The sequence below is a fragment of the Halorubrum depositum genome, assembly GCF_007671725.1.
In the GTDB taxonomy this organism is placed as follows: Archaea; Halobacteriota; Halobacteria; order Halobacteriales; family Haloferacaceae; genus Halorubrum; species Halorubrum depositum.
In genome coordinates this window covers 382,070-396,682 of record NZ_VCNM01000001.1, presented here as the reverse complement: position 1 = coordinate 396,682, position 14,613 = coordinate 382,070, and the positions used below count along the sequence as shown (strand labels likewise).

Genomic DNA, 14,613 nt, shown 5'->3' with positions numbered 1-14,613 from the left:
GCCGCCGGGAAGGTATTCCATGCAACGGACGCGACGGGGGCTGCTGGGCGCCGGAACCGGGCTCGCCGCCGGGATAGCGGGGTGCCTCGGCGTGCGGGGCGTCGAGTACCCCGACGCGGCCCCGGACGAGAGCCCTCCGGACGCGGGCGACGGCGGCGACGGGGAGACGGACGGCGGCGACGGAGAGCAGGTCGAGGACCCCGCTCCCGTCGAGAACGAGGCGCTCGCTGTCGCGACCCGGAACGTCGTCGACGACGCGGTCTGGTTCGCGACCGAGTACCCCGACGCGGTCGCGACCTACCGCGACGCGATCGCCAACGTCGTCGACGCGGTGGACTCCGTCCGTGCGGAGGCCGACGCGAACGACGCGGTGACCCTCGCGATGGCCGACCGCTTGGACGCGGCCGCGCGCGCCGCCGCCGAGCGCGCCGCCGAGGCCCTGGAGCCGCACTTCCGCCCGGAGGCCCGGATCCGCGGGCGGGCGCGGCGCCACGTCGAGGAGCTCCGGACGATCGCTCCTCGGAACGACGTGGACCGCTTTCTGGAGGAACTCGACCGCATGCGCCGGGGGTTCGCGAGCATCGGCACCGCGACCTACGTCGCGGAGGCGTTCTCCCGCGACCCGATCCACAACCGCCTGCTCGACCGGCTGCTGTATCCGCTCCCCGAGAGCGACGAGCGACGGCGGGAGATCCGGGGAACCGCGTTCGTCGAGCTCGCGCTAGCGAGCCGCGGATTCGCGGCGTTCGCCCACGAGCCGTACGACGACGACCGGTACGACCGATCGCGGATACCGCGGATATACGGCGGCGCCTACGGGTCGGACCGCCGCGAGGAGCTCCGCGCCCGACTGGGACCGGTCCCCCGTCCCGAAGACCGGACCGAGGAGCTGTTCGTCGCGTTCGCCACCCGCCCGCCGGCCGGAAACCGGCCGAGCGAGACGTTCGAGGGGTGGGCCTACGAGCTCGACGGGACGCCCCTGTACGTCCAGCGCTACCCGGACACGGAGACCGCGAGCGAACGGCTCGAAGCGGTCCTCGACGACGCGTCGACGGAGGGGCGGGCACCGATCGACCCCGAGTCGACCGTCGCCGGTTCGGATTTCTCCGGGAACCGATCCGCCGACGGCGACGGAGGAGACTCGTCCGCCGGCGACGGTGGAGATTCGGTAGACGACGACCCCGCCCGCTGGCATCGGCTCTATCACGACGAGGCGAAGGGGGAGCGCTACGGCTTCGACGAGCACGCCGGCGTCCAGTACGGCTACGTCGCGCGGGCCGGCGAGTTCCTCCTCGCCGTCGGGTTCTCCGGCGACGCGTGGGAGGAGCGCGCCGGATGGCAGGGCAGACTGGCCGACGGGTGGGTGGTAGTCTGATGAACGCGAACGGAGTCGGCCTCACGGCCGCGGTGTTCGCGGTGGTCGGCGTCGGCGTCGGCCTCGTCGCCGCGGTCGGGACGGGCTGGGCCGAGACCGCGCTCGCGACCGCCGCGACCGGCGAGACCGCGCGATTCGGCCCGGTGTTCGTCGCGCAGTCGTACCTCGCAGTCACCGCCGCGGCGCTGGTCGCCGCGCCGCTCCTCGCGGGCGTCCTCGGCGTGCTGTTCGGGTCCCGCGCGTACGACGTCCAAGAGGCGGCCGCGACCTCGGGGGTCGGCGGCGGGGCCGGCGCGCTGATATACGGGCTCGTCGTCGTCGTCCTCGTCGTCGCCTCGCAGGGCGAGGCCGCGACGCAGGCGCACGGGATCGCGGACGCGCTCGGACCGACGCTCACGACCGCGGTCGTCTCGGCCGTCGTCGGCGCCGCGGCCGGCGCGCTCGGGTCGGTGACGGGGTGACCGATGCGGGATCGATGTCCACATTTAAACGGGACGGCGGAGAGGGGGAGCCCGTGAGGCGCCCGCTCTCCCGGCGGCGGCTGCTCGCCGCCGGCGTCCCCGGCCTGCTCGCCGGCTGTCTCGTGGAGTCGGACGGGAGCGCCGACGGGGATGCGGGAACGGGCGCGGAAGACGACGGCTCGACGCCCGAAGACGACGGCCAGTCCGACGACGACGGCTCGGCGACAAACGACGGTGACGGCTCGACCGCCGCCCAGACCGACGGCGGTCAGTCCGACACCGAGCAGTCCGAAGCCGACCGGGACAGTACCGATCAGACCGCCGACGAGCCCGTTCCCGACGAGGTCGGGCCGGACGGCTCCGGCCTCGTCGTCACGAGCGCCGAGGTGCTCGACGTGACCGACGAGGGGTACGAGACGACGGTCGACGCCCGGCTCACCGTCGAGAACAGGGGGCGGTTCACCTACGGGACGGTCGAGTTCCGCGCCGACGCGTACGCGACGCGCCCGAACTCGCCCGATCGCGACTCGGTCGGCCGCGCCTACGTCACCCGACGCTTCACGTCAGAGGACCGGTTCGACGACGGCACCCGGCGGTTCGACGTCTCGATCTCGTTCCGGAGCCGGGAGACGAACGTCCCGGCCGACGTGGACTGGTACGCGGTCGACGCCGCGGTTCGGACCGCCGATCCGGTCTGAGCCGGCCGTCCTCGGTCTCGCGAGCGCTCGGGAGGCCCCGCGGTCGCGGCGCCGAGAGTCTCGCCGTGATCGCTACCTCTTTGTCCGCGCTCGCGAGCCGTGAGTGCATGGAGGGACGGGCCGCGGCGCTCGGCGCCGGCACCGTGTTGAACGCGCTCGCGACGGGGACCGGCGCGGCCTTCGGCCTCGACGTCGAGACCCGGGCCAGCGTCGCGCTCGACCCGGACGCCGAGGGCGTCGACGGGACCATCGCCGAGGACCCCGACGCGGACACCGCCCTGATCGAGCGCTGCGTCGCGCTCGCGACCGACCGGTGGGGCGACGGCGAGGGCGGCACCGTCCGGACCGACAGCGACGTCCCCCTCGCGGCCGGGCTCAAGAGCTCCAGCGCGGCCGCGAACGCGACCGTGCTCGCGACCTGCGACGCGCTCGGGCTGACGGTGGGGGACGGAGGCGATGGCGGTGGGGACGACGCGACCCCGGACGTGACCCGGCTGGAGGCCTGCCGGCTCGGCGTGCGCGCGGCCCGCGAGGCGGGCGTGACGGTCACCGGCGCGTTCGACGACGCGACCGCCTCGATGCTCGGCGGCGTGACCGTCACCGACAACGACGCCGACGAGCTCCGGTCGCGCGAGGCCGTCGACTGGGACGTCCTCGTGTGGACCCCGCCGGAGCGCGCCTACAGCGCGGACGCGGACGTGGCCCGCTGCGAGGCGGTCGCGCCGATGGCGGACCTCGTGGCCGACCTCGCGCTGGACGGCCGGTACGCCGAGGCGATGACCGTCAACGGGCTCGCGTTCTCGGCCGCGCTCGGGTTCGACGCCGACCCCGCGGTCGAGGCCATGCCCCACGCGACCGGGGTGTCGCTGTCGGGCACCGGACCGAGCGTCGTCGCCGTCGCGGACCCGGCCGACCCCGAGACCGGCCTCGACGCGGTCGCCGACGCGTGGGGCGAGCGCCCCGGAGCGCTGCGACGAACGACAACCAGAAACGACGGCGCGGCCGTCGAGTGACCACACGATTTACAATGAGTGACACACCGAACGCGGAGGACCGAAGCCTCGACGAACTGCGACACGAGATCGAGGACATCGACCGAGAGATCGTCGAACTGATCGCCCGCCGGACGTACGTCGCGGACACCGTGGCGGCCGTGAAGGAGGAGCGCGACCTCCCGACGACGGACGAGGGGCAGGAGGAACGGGTGATGGAGCGCGCCGGAGCGAACGCCGAGCGCTTCGACGTCGACGCCAACCTCGTGAAGGCGATCTTCCGGCTGCTGATCGAACTGAACAAAGTGGAACAGCGGGAGAGCCGTTAGAGTTCTCTCAGACCGAGGCTGTATTCGAGTGCCTCGTCCACTTCCTCCATACGGGACGCCGGCACGGAGCCGAGACTGGTATTAATACGATGCTCGATGGACACCGTGCGAATCTGACTACAGAGAGCGACCGAGTCCTCTCGGAGCGGAGACTCGGCAGCCGAGACGAGTACCTCGAACGGGTACAGTTCGTCTCCTCGCGAGGTCGTGAACGGGACGACGATTGTCGTCGGCGCGTTCTCGTTCCCAACGTCGTTTTGCACGACTAGACACGGTCGTGTTCCCCGTTGCTCTGACCCCTCTGTCGGGTCAAGCTCGACGATGACGATGTCTCCGCGGCGAACGTCCATCGATTACCACTCGGGAACATCACCGAGGTACTCGTCGGCCTCGCGAGACACACCGTCCATCTCCTCCGCGAGATCTTCGGATTCTGCTGCGCGTCGTCGGTACCCCTCAGCGAGTTCCTCACGAGACAGCGGTTTTTCGATGGTGATCTTCCCGTCCTCTTCGTGAACCAGTACCTCGTCCCCGCCGTGGATACCCAGTTTCTCTCTCAGTTCTTTCGGGAGGGTGACTTGCCCCCGTTCACCGACCTTACGTTCCTCGCTCTGGCTCATGCGTATTCATATCATATTCATATATATATTCTTTTCGCTCGGAGAAGAGCCGACGCACATCGGAGCCCTCTGTCTCGACGAGTTGTGCGGGTTTCACGTCCCGCTCTGGGAGGACGATATCCTCGATCTGGAGTCAATCATCGGCGGTCGGTCCGAGTGGGACCGCCCCTCTCACTCGGTTCCACTCGTTCACAGAAAACGGGAGCCAAAACGGACTGGATATCAGGGTGAACTCGGGGCCGTTATCGTTACCTCGAGACCGATATCCAGGTCGTGACCGGAGATTGGCCCGTTGTCGACGATGTTCTGCGGTTCCATCTCCGGATGACCGATATCTCCGTCTAGTCCCGTCCCGAGGAGCGCGGCGGTCATCGGAAGCGGTGGACGGCCGGGACCCCGCACGACATCTCCGGGATCGTCCCCGACGACGATTCGCATGCCCATCCCGCCCCATTCGTGCGGGGCACAGAACAGGTCGTATACGCCTTCTTCCTCGAAGCGATACAACCAGAACCCGTGGTGCTCGTTGACAGTCGATGAGAACGCCGGAACGCCGTCGGGGACGCGTCGCTGGCGCTCTTGACCCGGGTGGTACGCCGTCGCCGTGTGCTCCGGCGTGTGGAAATCGAATTCGACGATCGACCCGGGTTCCACGTGGAGCCCCGCGGGAGCGAAGTGGAACGCGCCGAACTCGACCGTCAGGGCCGGAAGCTTCGAATCGTCGATCTTGTCCTCGTCGACGTGGAGTTCGACGGTCTCGTCCGGTTCCAACCGGTTCGGAATCTCGTCGTCACTCGTCCCCGAATAGCCGAAGTGGGAGTGGATAGTCGGCGGGCTGGGATCTCCGGTCTCACCTCGGTCGCCCCGCGGTTCAGAGGGACTCCCTCGCGCCACGACGGTCCCTCCGAACATCGGGAGTGTCGCGCCGAGTCCGGTCGCTCTGAGGACGGTTCTGCGTCGGCATATCCGTCGACCGTCCGACGCGTCTGGCCTCTCCGTTCGATGGTCTGATGATCGTGTCATTGCGTGTCTCGAATCGCACTGCTGGATGTCACCGGTGGCATCTGCGGTTTCGGTTAGTCAGGTAGGCGGTACCCCAACGCACGTCCGAGGACGGTCAGGACCTTGAACACCCAATGCGGTGGGCTCACCGCGTAGATGTCCTCCTCGTGTTCCGTCGTCAGCATCGCCAACAGCAGGACGTCGCTGAATCCCTCCGGCGGTAACGACACTCCCCGCTCCGTGACGAGCCGATGGAACCGCCGGAAGAACGCCTCGTGCCGTAGCGCGGGCTCGTGGACGTTTATGATCTCGACGGGAGTTGCGTTCCTGAACGTATGGGCCGTGCCCGGAGGGACGGTGTGTTCCTCACCGGCCGTTACCTCCGTCCATTCGCCGTCTACGTACACCTCCAGCACACCTGAAAGCACTTCGTAGCGCTCCTCGGCGTGTGGATGCGTGTGGACGAACGGGCCCTCCTCGGGGACGGTTTCGATCTCGAATCGCATTTCCAACAGTTCGCCGTCCGTGTCCGCCGTCGAACGCGTGATCTCCCAGCGGCCTGGGAAACCCCCCCAATCGAGGATGCGATCCTGTCTGCCGCGCTCTGCCGTCTTAATCGAGTCCTCTCCGCCAACACCCTCACTGGTCGACGTCGATTTCCTTGTCATGGTCGGTCGTCACCTCCGGTAGCGTCCGTTTCGCCGCTCGATATCGCCCCGGGAACCCCGCGTGACGGACGCCGGTCGCTGGATTCCGACCCGAGACGAGCGACTAATGCGATCGTCGGGGTCGGGCTTATTTGTTAGGAGAATAATATTTCTCCGAGAGGACGAGACGTATCTGGATCACGAAACGACGCTGTCAGTCCGCGGTTCTCGGCCGAACTCGACGATATTCATCTCGTCGTCCAACGTGAGAGTGAACGCCGTCGTCTCGACCTCAATACGAAGTGATACGCGGAGAGGCTCCGTTGAAACGTCGGTCTCAACGCTGTGCTGAAGCAGTTGAATGGCCTCTCGGACCGTCGGTGAGTCGATGTCCAGCTCGGGATTGCCGGTCAGTTCGGTCGCCAAGACGAGACCGGTCGCGAACATCTCGACCGGTAACCGCTTGGCGAACCCACAGGTACCACACTGCATGTCCGCCCAAACCGGGAACGGTGTTCCACAAGTGGGGCAGGACTGACCATCCTTCATTTCGTGCACGTCACAGACCGTCATCGACGAGGAGATCTGCCCTGCACACTCACGGCAGATGCCGTACATCAAATAGGTTATGTCCAGAGCACACCGATAGAGTCCGGTTGCGAGTGCTTGCTCAGAGTCACGGGTCGTCAGACCTGCCGCTGGATAGCTCGTGAGGAAAAGCGTCCCAGCCGGTGCCTGATCGCCGAACAGTCCGTAACACTCAGTACACCTGACTCGGAGCCATTGATCCTCGTAGGTGATCGCAACGGCTGCCCCGCATAACGGGCAACTTTCATCGAGTTCCTCGGAGAACTCGAGGGACTCCGACCCGGAAACGGCGATCACCGTTCTGGCGATCTGCTTACCCGCACTGCTCAACCGGTATCCGTCGTCGGTCCATCGGACGAAATGGGGAGAGAGTTTCGCGAGGTGGTAGTTGAACTTCCCGTTATCGTCGATATCGATCTCGGTTTGCAACTCAGAGTACGGCACCGTCTCGACGGCGTCAGAGCCGTCGTCGTATTCGTAGGTGGCACCTGCCCGCCAGAGCACCCGGATGATATCTAGCCGTATTTCGTTCCCCAAAGTGGCGAAGGCTTCGTCCGGGGAAAGCCGGTCAAGTTCGAGATCGGGAGTGAATCTATTCCGATCCATGTTAGCAATACACATTTACACTCATTAAGTGTACTTCCAGACCGTCAGCGGGCGGCTGAGAAAGCTGGAGCGACACCCGACAGCGTCTCTGCAACTGCGGCGCGGTCGCGGAACATCGCGTCCCGGCCGGCGGCGGCGACTCGCGCGAACAACCTCCTACTCCCGATCGTCGCTCGGCGGTCGGTTCGATAACCGGTCGAACCGGTCTTGCGCGGCTTCGGAACGGGTCTCGGTGCGTTCGGGATCGTACGTGGCGGTCGCGATCGATCCGTCCTCGATCTCGACGTCCAAGATCGCGTCCGCGTGTCGCCCGGCCTCGGGGAGTCGGTCGGCGTCGACGACGGCGTTTCCGACCTCGTCGTCGTCGCGCTCGAAGAAGACCGTCGCGAGCCCGTCTTCGATCGAGTCGACGACCGCCGTGTACGCGCCGTCGGAGAGGTCCAGTGGGGTCATTCGTACGACTCCGCAAGGACGCGGTCCCCCGTAGCGTTTTCGACGGTCACGGTGTCGCCGCCGTTGTTCCAGACCGGCGAGCCGGCGCCCCAGTAGAGGTCGTCGTCGGTGTCGGTCCCACTTCCCGTCCTGAGCGTCAGCGTCTCGCCCGGGGCGAGCGTCACGCCGTCCGGCACCGCGTAGCGTTTCCCGGCCTCGTCCTCGACGGTCCACCCCGACAGGTCGAGCGTCTCCGCCCCCGCGTTCTCGAAGACGACGTACTCGTCGTTGAGGTTCTCTCGGTCGTCGCCCGCGGCGTCCGCGTTGATCGCCGCGACCGCGAGCGTGCCGTTCGAATCGGAGCCGGTCTCGTCGTCGCTCCCGCCCGAGCCGTCTGTGCCGTCCGTACCGTCGCCGTCTGAACCGTCGCCCCCGTCGGTGACGGCGACGGCTCCGTCACCGGTTATCTGAGCCCGTTCCACCGCGTCGCCGCCCGCTCCGGGCTCGACCGGGTCGCCGTCGCGGAGCGACAGCGGGTCCGTCGGCGCGTCGCGCTGCGTCCGCACCGAGACGTTCGCGCCGTCGCTGACGAAGACGACGTCGCCGTGCGTCGCCGTCCAGTAGGTCGGGATCGAACGGTCGGCGAAGCGTTCGAGCACCTCCTCGTGCGGGTGGCCGTACTGCGAGCCGTAGGCGCTCGAGACGACCGCGACTCTCGGGTCGACCGCGTCGACGAACGCCCCGCTCGAGGAGCTGCTCGACCCGTGGTGGCCGGCTTTCAGCACGGTCGCCCGGAGCTCCTCGCCGTACGCGTCGACGAGGTACGCCTCCTGGTCGTCCTCGGCGTCGCCGGACAGCACGAAGCTCGTCTCACCGTGGGTGAGCTTGAGCACGACGCTGTTCTCGTTGCGGGCCTCGTTCTCGAGGTACGGCTCCGGGGGACCGAGCACGTCGACCGTGACCTCGCCGAAGGGGATCGCGTCGCCCTCGCGGGTCTCGTACAGCGTCACGTCGTGCTCCTCGACCGCGTCGAGGTACTCTCCGTACGTCCGCGTGCTCGCCGCGATCCCCGGGTCGTAGACGGCGCCGATCCCGTCGGCCTCCGTCTCGTAGTAGTCGATGATCGCGGCGTTCCCGCCGATGTGGTCCGCGTCGTTGTGCGAGGTCACGAGGCGGTCGATCCGCTCGACGTCGTGTCGTCGGAGGTAGTCGAGCACGTGCTCGCCGTCGTCGTTGTAGTGGCCCGTGTCGACGAGCATCGTCTCGCCGTCCGGTCCGACGACGAGCGTGCTCACTGACTGGCCGACGTTGATGTAGTGGACTTCGAGCGAGCCGTTGGCCGTCGGGACGTCCGACCCGTTATCGGAAGACTGGTCAGTGGGCGTCGCGTCGGTGGTCGTCGGGTCACCGAGGGACGCGCCCGCGCAACCCGCGAGAGCGACGAGACACACGACGAGAAGCACACGGGACAGCTCCCGAGAAGATGTCATTACTTCTCGTGGGGGATGTTGACTTGTAAAGTTGATCGAACGCGAAACGAATCTTCCGTTTACATATGCGAGAGTGACGAGTGGACCGCGTCCGCCGCGTCGCCCGGAGAGCGTCCGCGCCGGGATTTTTGTCCGCTCGTCCCCGAGTCGAGGCCGACATGTCACGCGAAGTGATCTCCCACCGCGACAGCCACGTTTACGAGTTCGCTCCGGAGATGGACCCCGTCTACGAGGCGGCCGACGGCGAGTCGCTCACGATCGAGACGATCGACAGCCTGAACGGCGCGATCCGGACCGACGACGACCTGCTGGACGCGATCCCGGAGGAGGTGAACGCCGCGACCGGCCCGATCGCCGTCGAGGGAGCGAGCCCCGGCGACGTGCTCACGGTCGAGATCGAGGACGTGCGCGTCGCCGAGGACCGCGGGCGAGTCCTCACGGCGCCCGGGTTCGGGCTCCTGCAAGACGATCCCGACATCGAACACCCGGCGACGCGGATCACCGAGGTCGACGCCGCGGGCGACGTGGACGCCGCGGGCAACGACGGCACGGGCGGCGGCCGGATCGAGTTCGAGGGGGTCGACGTCTCGATCGATCCCGTGATCGGGACGATCGGGGTCGCCACCGCAGAGGAGCCGGTGTCGACGCTGACGCCGGACGACCACGGCGGCAACCTCGACACGACCGACATGACGACGGGGACGACCGCGTACTTCCCCGTCTTCCAGGAGGGCGCGATGCTCGCGATGGGCGACTCGAAGGCCGCGATGGCCGACGGCGAGATGTGCGGGACCGGCGCGGAGATCGCCACCGAGATCGACGTGACGCTCTCCGTGATCGAATCTCCCGAGGTCCCGCTCGACCGGCCCCTCGTCGACACCGGCGACGCGGTCAAGGCGATCGCGAGCGCCGAGACGATGGAGGCGGCGGTCGAACTCGCGAACCGCGACGTCGTGCGGCTGCTGGCGAACGAGCACGGCTTCTCCCGGACGGAGGCGTACCTGTTCTCCAGTCTCGTCGGCGGCCTGGAGGTCAGTCAGGTGGTCGACCCGCAGGTGACTGCGCGGAACGCGGTGCCGAGCGAGCACCTCTCCGTCCCGTTCTGACCGGTCACTCGTCGGCGGTGCGACCGCGCTCCGCGAGGCGGCGTGCGGCGTCGCTCAGGGCGCTCGTCCGTCGGTCCGTGCTCCCCGTGGCGTCTCGATCGTCGCCGTCGGAGTCGACGGCACCACCGTCGTCGTCGGCGACGTCGCCGCCGGCGTCGAGCCCCTCGCGGGCCGATACGCCCTCGTCGTCGGAAGCGGTCTCCGCCGGGTCGTCGCCGACGCCGACGTCGACCTCGGTCGGGTCCGCGTCCGGGGGGTAGCTCCGCTCGGCCGGCGGGACGAAGGCGGTCTCAACGGCGCGGACGATCTCGCGGACGCTCTCCTCGTCGAGCCGGTCGGCGTACGCCTCGCGGATCAGGTCGGGGACGGCGTAGGCGTAGTGGCCGCGGCCGGCGTGGCGGATCAGCCCCGCCCGCCGGACCGGACGATGGCGGCTGTAGGCGTGCCCGGAGTCGCCGTCGCCGCCGGCGTCGATGTGGGCGGCGACGGGGTCGCTGACGCCCTCGCGGCGGTAGTGGCGGAGCATCCCGCGCGACAGCTCCGGGAGCGCCTCGATCCGGCCGCGGAGCTCCTCGATGACGGCCTCTCGGGTGCCGAGCTCGACGGCGTCGTCGAAGCGGAGCGCGCTCTCGGCGACGTCCGCGCGCGTCACGGGCTCGACGTCGTCGGGCGGCGCGTCGTCGGCCTCGGGGTCGCCGGCGGCGGCCGTGTCAGCGTCGTCGGCGTCGCCGGCGTCCGCCGCGGTCTCGTCCGTGTCGGTGTCGGCGTCCGCCGCCTCGTCGCCGTCCACGGTCGCCGCGACCGCCTCGTCGTACGACTTGAGGACGGACTGGTCGTCGTCGCCGTCGCTCTCGCCGGCACCGCCCCCGGTGCCACCGCTCCCGCCGTCGGGCGCGGATCGCCCGTTCCCGGCCACGGACGCCCCGCCTTCGCGGTAGGGCGCCTCAGCCTTCCCGAGGAGCGCCTGGGCGAACTGGTCGGCCATGCTGCTCAGGTCGCGCGCCTCCCCCAGCTCGCGTTCGAGCTCGGCGATCCGCTGGTCCCGCTTGTCGAGCTCCTGGCGGAGGTCGGCGATCTCGGACTCTCGTCGCTCCTCCTCGTCGGAGATCGACTGGAGCTCGCCGACGAGGTCGCTGGAGACCGACTTGAGCTCCGGGCGCTCGAAGTCGTCGAGCCCGGGGGTCGCGCCCGCGTCGAACGTCTCCTTGCGGTGAAACTGGATCCGGCGGATCGACTCGTCCCAGTCGGTCATCAGGAACGCCTCGCCGTCGCCGAGGTCCTCGACCGCGCTGGCGTACTTGGAGCCGAGGATGCGCCCGACGACCTTCGTGTCGTTGTCCCAGGTGAGCCGGTGCCAGCAGAGCCAGTCGCACTGCGTGATGAAATCCTTCTTGACGTCGGCCGGGCGCTGGCTGATCCCGACGATGCCGAGCCCGTGTTTCCGGCCGCGCTTGCCGACCTTGATCAGCATCTTGCCCGTCTCGTCCATCCCGCCGCCCTCGGGGATGTACTCGTGGCACTCCTCGACGACGAGCAGGAAGGGCTTCTTCATGCGCTTCTCCTTCGCAAACAGCTGCTTGACGACCTCCAGGAGGAGCTCGTTCGCGGTCTCCTCCTCTAAGTAGCCGGAGACGTCGAGGATGATCGGGACGTTCTGCTCCAAGGCCAGATTGGCGAGCTTCTCGGCGTGTTCGGGGGAGACGACGATGTCGCACTCGTCGTCGGCGCCGGCGTGGAGGATCTCGTACTCCTCTTTGAGGCCGTAGTACTCCCCGTCGGTGTCGACGATCATCACCGGGAACCCGTTGTCGAGGAGGTTCTCGATGACGACGGAGGCCGTGTTACTCTTGCCGGACCCGCTCTTTCCCGTGATAAACGAGCGGCCGGTGAGCACGTCGACCACCGGGAGCTCGACCGGGGTGCCCGGATCCGCCGTCGCGTCGCCGCCGATCCCCTCGCTGACGTCCGCGACGTGGATCGTCTCCTGCTCGGCCATACACGTGACAGGCACCGCCCGCCTCATAAACTATCGGCTCCAGTAATCAGCTCACGGAAGCGGCCGGGAACGGTCGACCCCCGCCCCGTCCTCCGCGTTTATGATGCTGCCCGACGACAGGTCGGGCATGGACACCGACAACACCTATCTCAACGCGCTCATCGGCGCGGTCGCGACGATCCTGCTCTCGTTCACAGGTATCTCGCCCATACTCGGCGGCGCGCTCGCGGGGTACCTCGAGGGCGGCGAGTCGATCGACGGCCTCCGGGTCGGTGCGATCTCCGGGGCGATAGCGTCGCTCCCCGTTTTCGGGGTCCTGTTCCTGGTCCTGTTGGTGATACCGGTCGCCCCGGAACCCGGCGTCGTGATCGGTAGCGGCGTGCTGGTACTCGTGGTCATCGCGCTCGTGTTCGCCTACACGATGGCCCTCAGCGCCGTTGGCGGGCTTATCGGGGCGTACGTAAAGCGAGAGCTGTAGAGGGCGCGACCGGCGGACGAGGTCCTCTCGCTTCGCGGAGGACGAGCGGACGACTCACTCCGGGGCGACTAACGCTCGTCAGTGCTCGCCGCCGGTCCCGCGCCGGTCCGAATCCAGGTCGATGTCGAGGTCGTCGAGCAGCTCCTCGGCCTCCTCGCGCTTCTCTTGGTGGTCCGCGAGGAACTCTCGCATGAGCTCCGCGGCCTGCTCCTTGCAGCCGCCGCAGAGGCGCTCGCCGTTGACGCACTCGGAGTACACCGTCTTCGTGAGCTCGTCGTCGTCGCCCGCGAGCAGGTAGGCGTACAGCTCGTAGACGGGGCACTCGTCGGCCTCGCCGCCGAGCTCGCGCTGCTTTTCCGCCGTGTCCCGGCCGCCGGTGGTCGCCGCCTTCACCTTGTCGTAGCCGTCCTCGGGGTCGTCGAGCAGGGAGATGTGACTCGCCGGGATCGACGAGGACATCTTCCCGCCGGTGAGCCCGGTCATGAAGCGGTGGTAGATCGAGGAGGGCTGCCGGAAGCCGAACCCGTCGTGGTCGATCTCGACTTCGCGCGCCAGCGACTCGGCCTCGCCGCGGGTGAGGTCGAAGGCGTCGACGTGGCCCTCGAAGACGCGCTTCTCGCCGTCGACCGCCTCGATCAGGGCCTCGAACGCCTCGTCGGTGGCGTTGCGGTCGAAGAAGCGCACGCGGGGTCGGAGCGGCTCCTTGCCGCCCGCGCGGAGCTTCTCGAGGGCGGTCGGCTTGGCCGCGGCGAGGTCGGGACCGGTCGGTTCGTCGCCGTCAGCGGGGTCTCTCGCCGGCGGCTCGTAGTCGTCGAGCCACGCGGCGGCGTCCTCGCAGCGCACGTCGGTCTCGGCGTCCTCGACGTCGGCGGCGAGCGCGTCGTAGGCGGCCCGGACGAGCTGGCGCTCCGCGTCGTCGAGCTCGAAGCTCGCGAACGCCTCGGTCACCTTGAAGTAGCGCACGCGGGTCGCCAGGTCCCGCGTCAGTCGGACGTGCGGGTCCTGGTCCGGGCCGACCGGGATGACGGTCGGCTTCGGCTCGTCGACGAGCTGCGGGTAGAGGATGTCCGCGGTCTGGGTCACCACGCTCTGCATGTGCGAGATGTTGGTCTCGCCGTCGAAGCCGTAGATCGCCTCGAACTCCGAGAAGTTCGCCTTCGAGCCCAGCTCGAAGCCGAGGTCCTGGACCGCCCGGTTGTCGGACTGGCGGTACAGCTCGCCGTCCTCGGCGTCGAAGCCGAGCGCGAGGAGGCTGAGCAGGTAGTTGCGCGCGTGCTCGTCGATCTCGTCCCACGACATCCCCCGCGCGGAGTGGGCCTCGAGGTCGGCGATCAGGCCGAACGCGTCGCCGCCCTGCTCCTGGTGCCAGATGATCTCGTCGAAGACGAGCTTGTGGCCGATGTGCGGGTCGCCCGTGGGCATGAATCCCGAGAGCGCGGCGAACGGCTCGTCGTTCGCCATCGCCTCGGCGACGGCGTCGTACTCGCGGTGCCCGAAGATGACGCCGCGGCGCATCAGGTAGTGCGGGTCGGCCACGTCGTCGGCCACGTCGTCGAACGCCTCGATACCGAACTTCTCGAATAAGTCCGCGTAGTCGCCGACCGACGCCGACCCCCACGGGTCGAGCGCGACGTCCTCGCTCGGTCCGTCCGCGCGCTCCGTCCCGCCGTCGGTGCGGGGCGATCCCGGGGTCTCGTCGCGGGGACCGCCCGCCGCCGACGGCCCCGTCTCCTCGGGGGTGTCCTCGTCCATACGTCTCCTCCCGTCGGTCGACGCAAAAACCGTTCGCTTGC

The 14,613-nt window shown here is 68.5% G+C and carries 16 protein-coding genes; 7 read left to right on the top strand and 9 right to left on the bottom strand.

The window, feature by feature from the left end; translation table 11 throughout:
- Nucleotides 1-19: 19 nt before the first annotated feature.
- From FGM06_RS02095 to FGM06_RS02075, 5 genes are all read left to right on the top strand, one after another.
- On the top strand, nucleotides 20-1,375 hold the full coding sequence (locus tag FGM06_RS02095) for a hypothetical protein (protein WP_144797055.1): 1,356 nt from the start codon (nucleotides 20-22) through the stop codon (nucleotides 1,373-1,375).
- Nucleotides 1,375-1,836, top strand: a complete 462-nt coding sequence (locus tag FGM06_RS02090) for a hypothetical protein (RefSeq protein ID WP_144797052.1) — start codon at nucleotides 1,375-1,377, stop codon at nucleotides 1,834-1,836. The genes FGM06_RS02095 and FGM06_RS02090 overlap by 1 nt, the downstream gene beginning before the upstream one ends.
- A 53-nt stretch (nucleotides 1,837-1,889) precedes the next feature.
- Nucleotides 1,890-2,534, top strand: coding sequence for a hypothetical protein (locus FGM06_RS02085; protein WP_186310945.1), 645 nt, complete (start codon nucleotides 1,890-1,892; stop codon nucleotides 2,532-2,534).
- 107 nt (nucleotides 2,535-2,641) lie between these two features.
- On the top strand, nucleotides 2,642-3,547 hold the full coding sequence (locus tag FGM06_RS02080) for a shikimate kinase (RefSeq protein WP_144797046.1): 906 nt from the start codon (nucleotides 2,642-2,644) through the stop codon (nucleotides 3,545-3,547).
- A gap of 14 nt (nucleotides 3,548-3,561) precedes the next feature.
- Nucleotides 3,562-3,855, top strand: coding sequence for a chorismate mutase (locus FGM06_RS02075; RefSeq protein ID WP_008848259.1), 294 nt, complete (start codon nucleotides 3,562-3,564; stop codon nucleotides 3,853-3,855).
- Here FGM06_RS02075 and FGM06_RS02070 read toward each other — a convergent pair.
- From FGM06_RS02070 to FGM06_RS02040, 7 genes are all read right to left on the bottom strand, one after another.
- A complete protein-coding gene (locus FGM06_RS02070; protein ID WP_144797043.1) occupies nucleotides 3,852-4,205 on the bottom strand; it encodes a type II toxin-antitoxin system PemK/MazF family toxin in 354 nt (117 codons plus the stop codon). The genes FGM06_RS02075 and FGM06_RS02070 overlap by 4 nt on opposite strands.
- Nucleotides 4,206-4,208: 3 nt before the next feature.
- Nucleotides 4,209-4,475, bottom strand: a complete 267-nt coding sequence (locus FGM06_RS02065) for an AbrB/MazE/SpoVT family DNA-binding domain-containing protein (protein WP_144797039.1) — start codon at nucleotides 4,473-4,475, stop codon at nucleotides 4,209-4,211.
- 222 nt (nucleotides 4,476-4,697) lie between these two features.
- On the bottom strand, nucleotides 4,698-5,387 hold the full coding sequence (locus FGM06_RS16405) for a plastocyanin/azurin family copper-binding protein (protein WP_144797036.1): 690 nt from the start codon (nucleotides 5,385-5,387) through the stop codon (nucleotides 4,698-4,700).
- Nucleotides 5,388-5,551: 164 nt separating this feature from the next.
- Nucleotides 5,552-6,145: a cupin domain-containing protein gene (locus FGM06_RS02055; protein ID WP_206668646.1), complete on the bottom strand. Its 594-nt coding sequence runs from the start codon at nucleotides 6,143-6,145 to the stop codon at nucleotides 5,552-5,554.
- Nucleotides 6,146-6,322: 177 nt separating this feature from the next.
- Nucleotides 6,323-7,318: a DUF7351 domain-containing protein gene (locus FGM06_RS02050; RefSeq protein ID WP_144797033.1), complete on the bottom strand. Its 996-nt coding sequence runs from the start codon at nucleotides 7,316-7,318 to the stop codon at nucleotides 6,323-6,325.
- A 156-nt stretch (nucleotides 7,319-7,474) separates the two neighbouring features.
- Nucleotides 7,475-7,771 (bottom strand): DUF3006 domain-containing protein, encoded by a 297-nt coding sequence (locus tag FGM06_RS02045; protein ID WP_144797030.1) that lies wholly within the window; start codon nucleotides 7,769-7,771, stop codon nucleotides 7,475-7,477.
- Nucleotides 7,768-9,240: a lamin tail domain-containing protein gene (locus FGM06_RS02040; RefSeq protein ID WP_144797028.1), complete on the bottom strand. Its 1,473-nt coding sequence runs from the start codon at nucleotides 9,238-9,240 to the stop codon at nucleotides 7,768-7,770. Before FGM06_RS02040 ends, FGM06_RS02045 begins: the two co-directional genes overlap by 4 nt.
- Nucleotides 9,241-9,398: 158 nt before the next feature.
- Between FGM06_RS02040 and FGM06_RS02035 the strand changes: the two genes are divergently transcribed.
- Nucleotides 9,399-10,346, top strand: coding sequence for an acetamidase/formamidase family protein (locus FGM06_RS02035; RefSeq protein ID WP_144797025.1), 948 nt, complete (start codon nucleotides 9,399-9,401; stop codon nucleotides 10,344-10,346).
- A 4-nt stretch (nucleotides 10,347-10,350) separates the two neighbouring features.
- Here the strand turns inward: FGM06_RS02035 and FGM06_RS02030 are convergent, their stop codons facing one another.
- On the bottom strand, nucleotides 10,351-12,342 hold the full coding sequence (locus tag FGM06_RS02030; RefSeq protein ID WP_144797022.1) for an ATP-binding protein: 1,992 nt from the start codon (nucleotides 12,340-12,342) through the stop codon (nucleotides 10,351-10,353).
- Nucleotides 12,343-12,469: 127 nt separating this feature from the next.
- Here FGM06_RS02030 and FGM06_RS02025 point away from each other — a divergent pair, with 127 nt between their 5' ends.
- Nucleotides 12,470-12,820 carry a DUF5518 domain-containing protein gene (locus FGM06_RS02025; protein WP_144798499.1) on the top strand — a complete coding sequence of 117 codons (351 nt, stop codon included), beginning with the start codon at nucleotides 12,470-12,472 and terminating at the stop codon, nucleotides 12,818-12,820.
- Between the two features lie 78 nt (nucleotides 12,821-12,898).
- Here FGM06_RS02025 and FGM06_RS02020 read toward each other — a convergent pair whose 3' ends face one another.
- Nucleotides 12,899-14,572, bottom strand: coding sequence for a tryptophan--tRNA ligase (locus FGM06_RS02020; protein WP_144797019.1), 1,674 nt, complete (start codon nucleotides 14,570-14,572; stop codon nucleotides 12,899-12,901).
- Between the last annotated feature and the right edge of the window lie 41 nt (nucleotides 14,573-14,613).

Excerpts from the sequence above, each read along its gene's own strand:
- FGM06_RS02055 (WP_206668646.1), bottom strand. The coding sequence starts at position 6,145 with ATGACAAGGAAATCGACGTCGACCAGTGAGGGTGTTGGCGGAGAGGAC.
- FGM06_RS02030 (WP_144797022.1), bottom strand. The coding sequence starts at position 12,342 with ATGGCCGAGCAGGAGACGATCCACGTCGCGGACGTCAGCGAGGGGATC.
- FGM06_RS02090 (WP_144797052.1), top strand. The coding sequence starts at position 1,375 with ATGAACGCGAACGGAGTCGGCCTCACGGCCGCGGTGTTCGCGGTGGTC.
- FGM06_RS02045 (WP_144797030.1), bottom strand. The coding sequence starts at position 7,771 with ATGACCCCACTGGACCTCTCCGACGGCGCGTACACGGCGGTCGTCGAC.
- FGM06_RS02025 (WP_144798499.1), top strand. The coding sequence starts at position 12,470 with ATGGACACCGACAACACCTATCTCAACGCGCTCATCGGCGCGGTCGCG.
- FGM06_RS02050 (WP_144797033.1), bottom strand. The coding sequence starts at position 7,318 with ATGGATCGGAATAGATTCACTCCCGATCTCGAACTTGACCGGCTTTCC.
- FGM06_RS02020 (WP_144797019.1), bottom strand. The coding sequence starts at position 14,572 with ATGGACGAGGACACCCCCGAGGAGACGGGGCCGTCGGCGGCGGGCGGT.
- FGM06_RS02095 (WP_144797055.1), top strand. The coding sequence starts at position 20 with ATGCAACGGACGCGACGGGGGCTGCTGGGCGCCGGAACCGGGCTCGCC.
- FGM06_RS02075 (WP_008848259.1), top strand. The coding sequence starts at position 3,562 with ATGAGTGACACACCGAACGCGGAGGACCGAAGCCTCGACGAACTGCGA.
- FGM06_RS02080 (WP_144797046.1), top strand. The coding sequence starts at position 2,642 with ATGGAGGGACGGGCCGCGGCGCTCGGCGCCGGCACCGTGTTGAACGCG.
- FGM06_RS02040 (WP_144797028.1), bottom strand. The coding sequence starts at position 9,240 with ATGACATCTTCTCGGGAGCTGTCCCGTGTGCTTCTCGTCGTGTGTCTC.
- FGM06_RS02035 (WP_144797025.1), top strand. The coding sequence starts at position 9,399 with ATGTCACGCGAAGTGATCTCCCACCGCGACAGCCACGTTTACGAGTTC.
- FGM06_RS16405 (WP_144797036.1), bottom strand. The coding sequence starts at position 5,387 with ATGTTCGGAGGGACCGTCGTGGCGCGAGGGAGTCCCTCTGAACCGCGG.
- FGM06_RS02065 (WP_144797039.1), bottom strand. The coding sequence starts at position 4,475 with ATGAGCCAGAGCGAGGAACGTAAGGTCGGTGAACGGGGGCAAGTCACC.
- FGM06_RS02070 (WP_144797043.1), bottom strand. The coding sequence starts at position 4,205 with ATGGACGTTCGCCGCGGAGACATCGTCATCGTCGAGCTTGACCCGACA.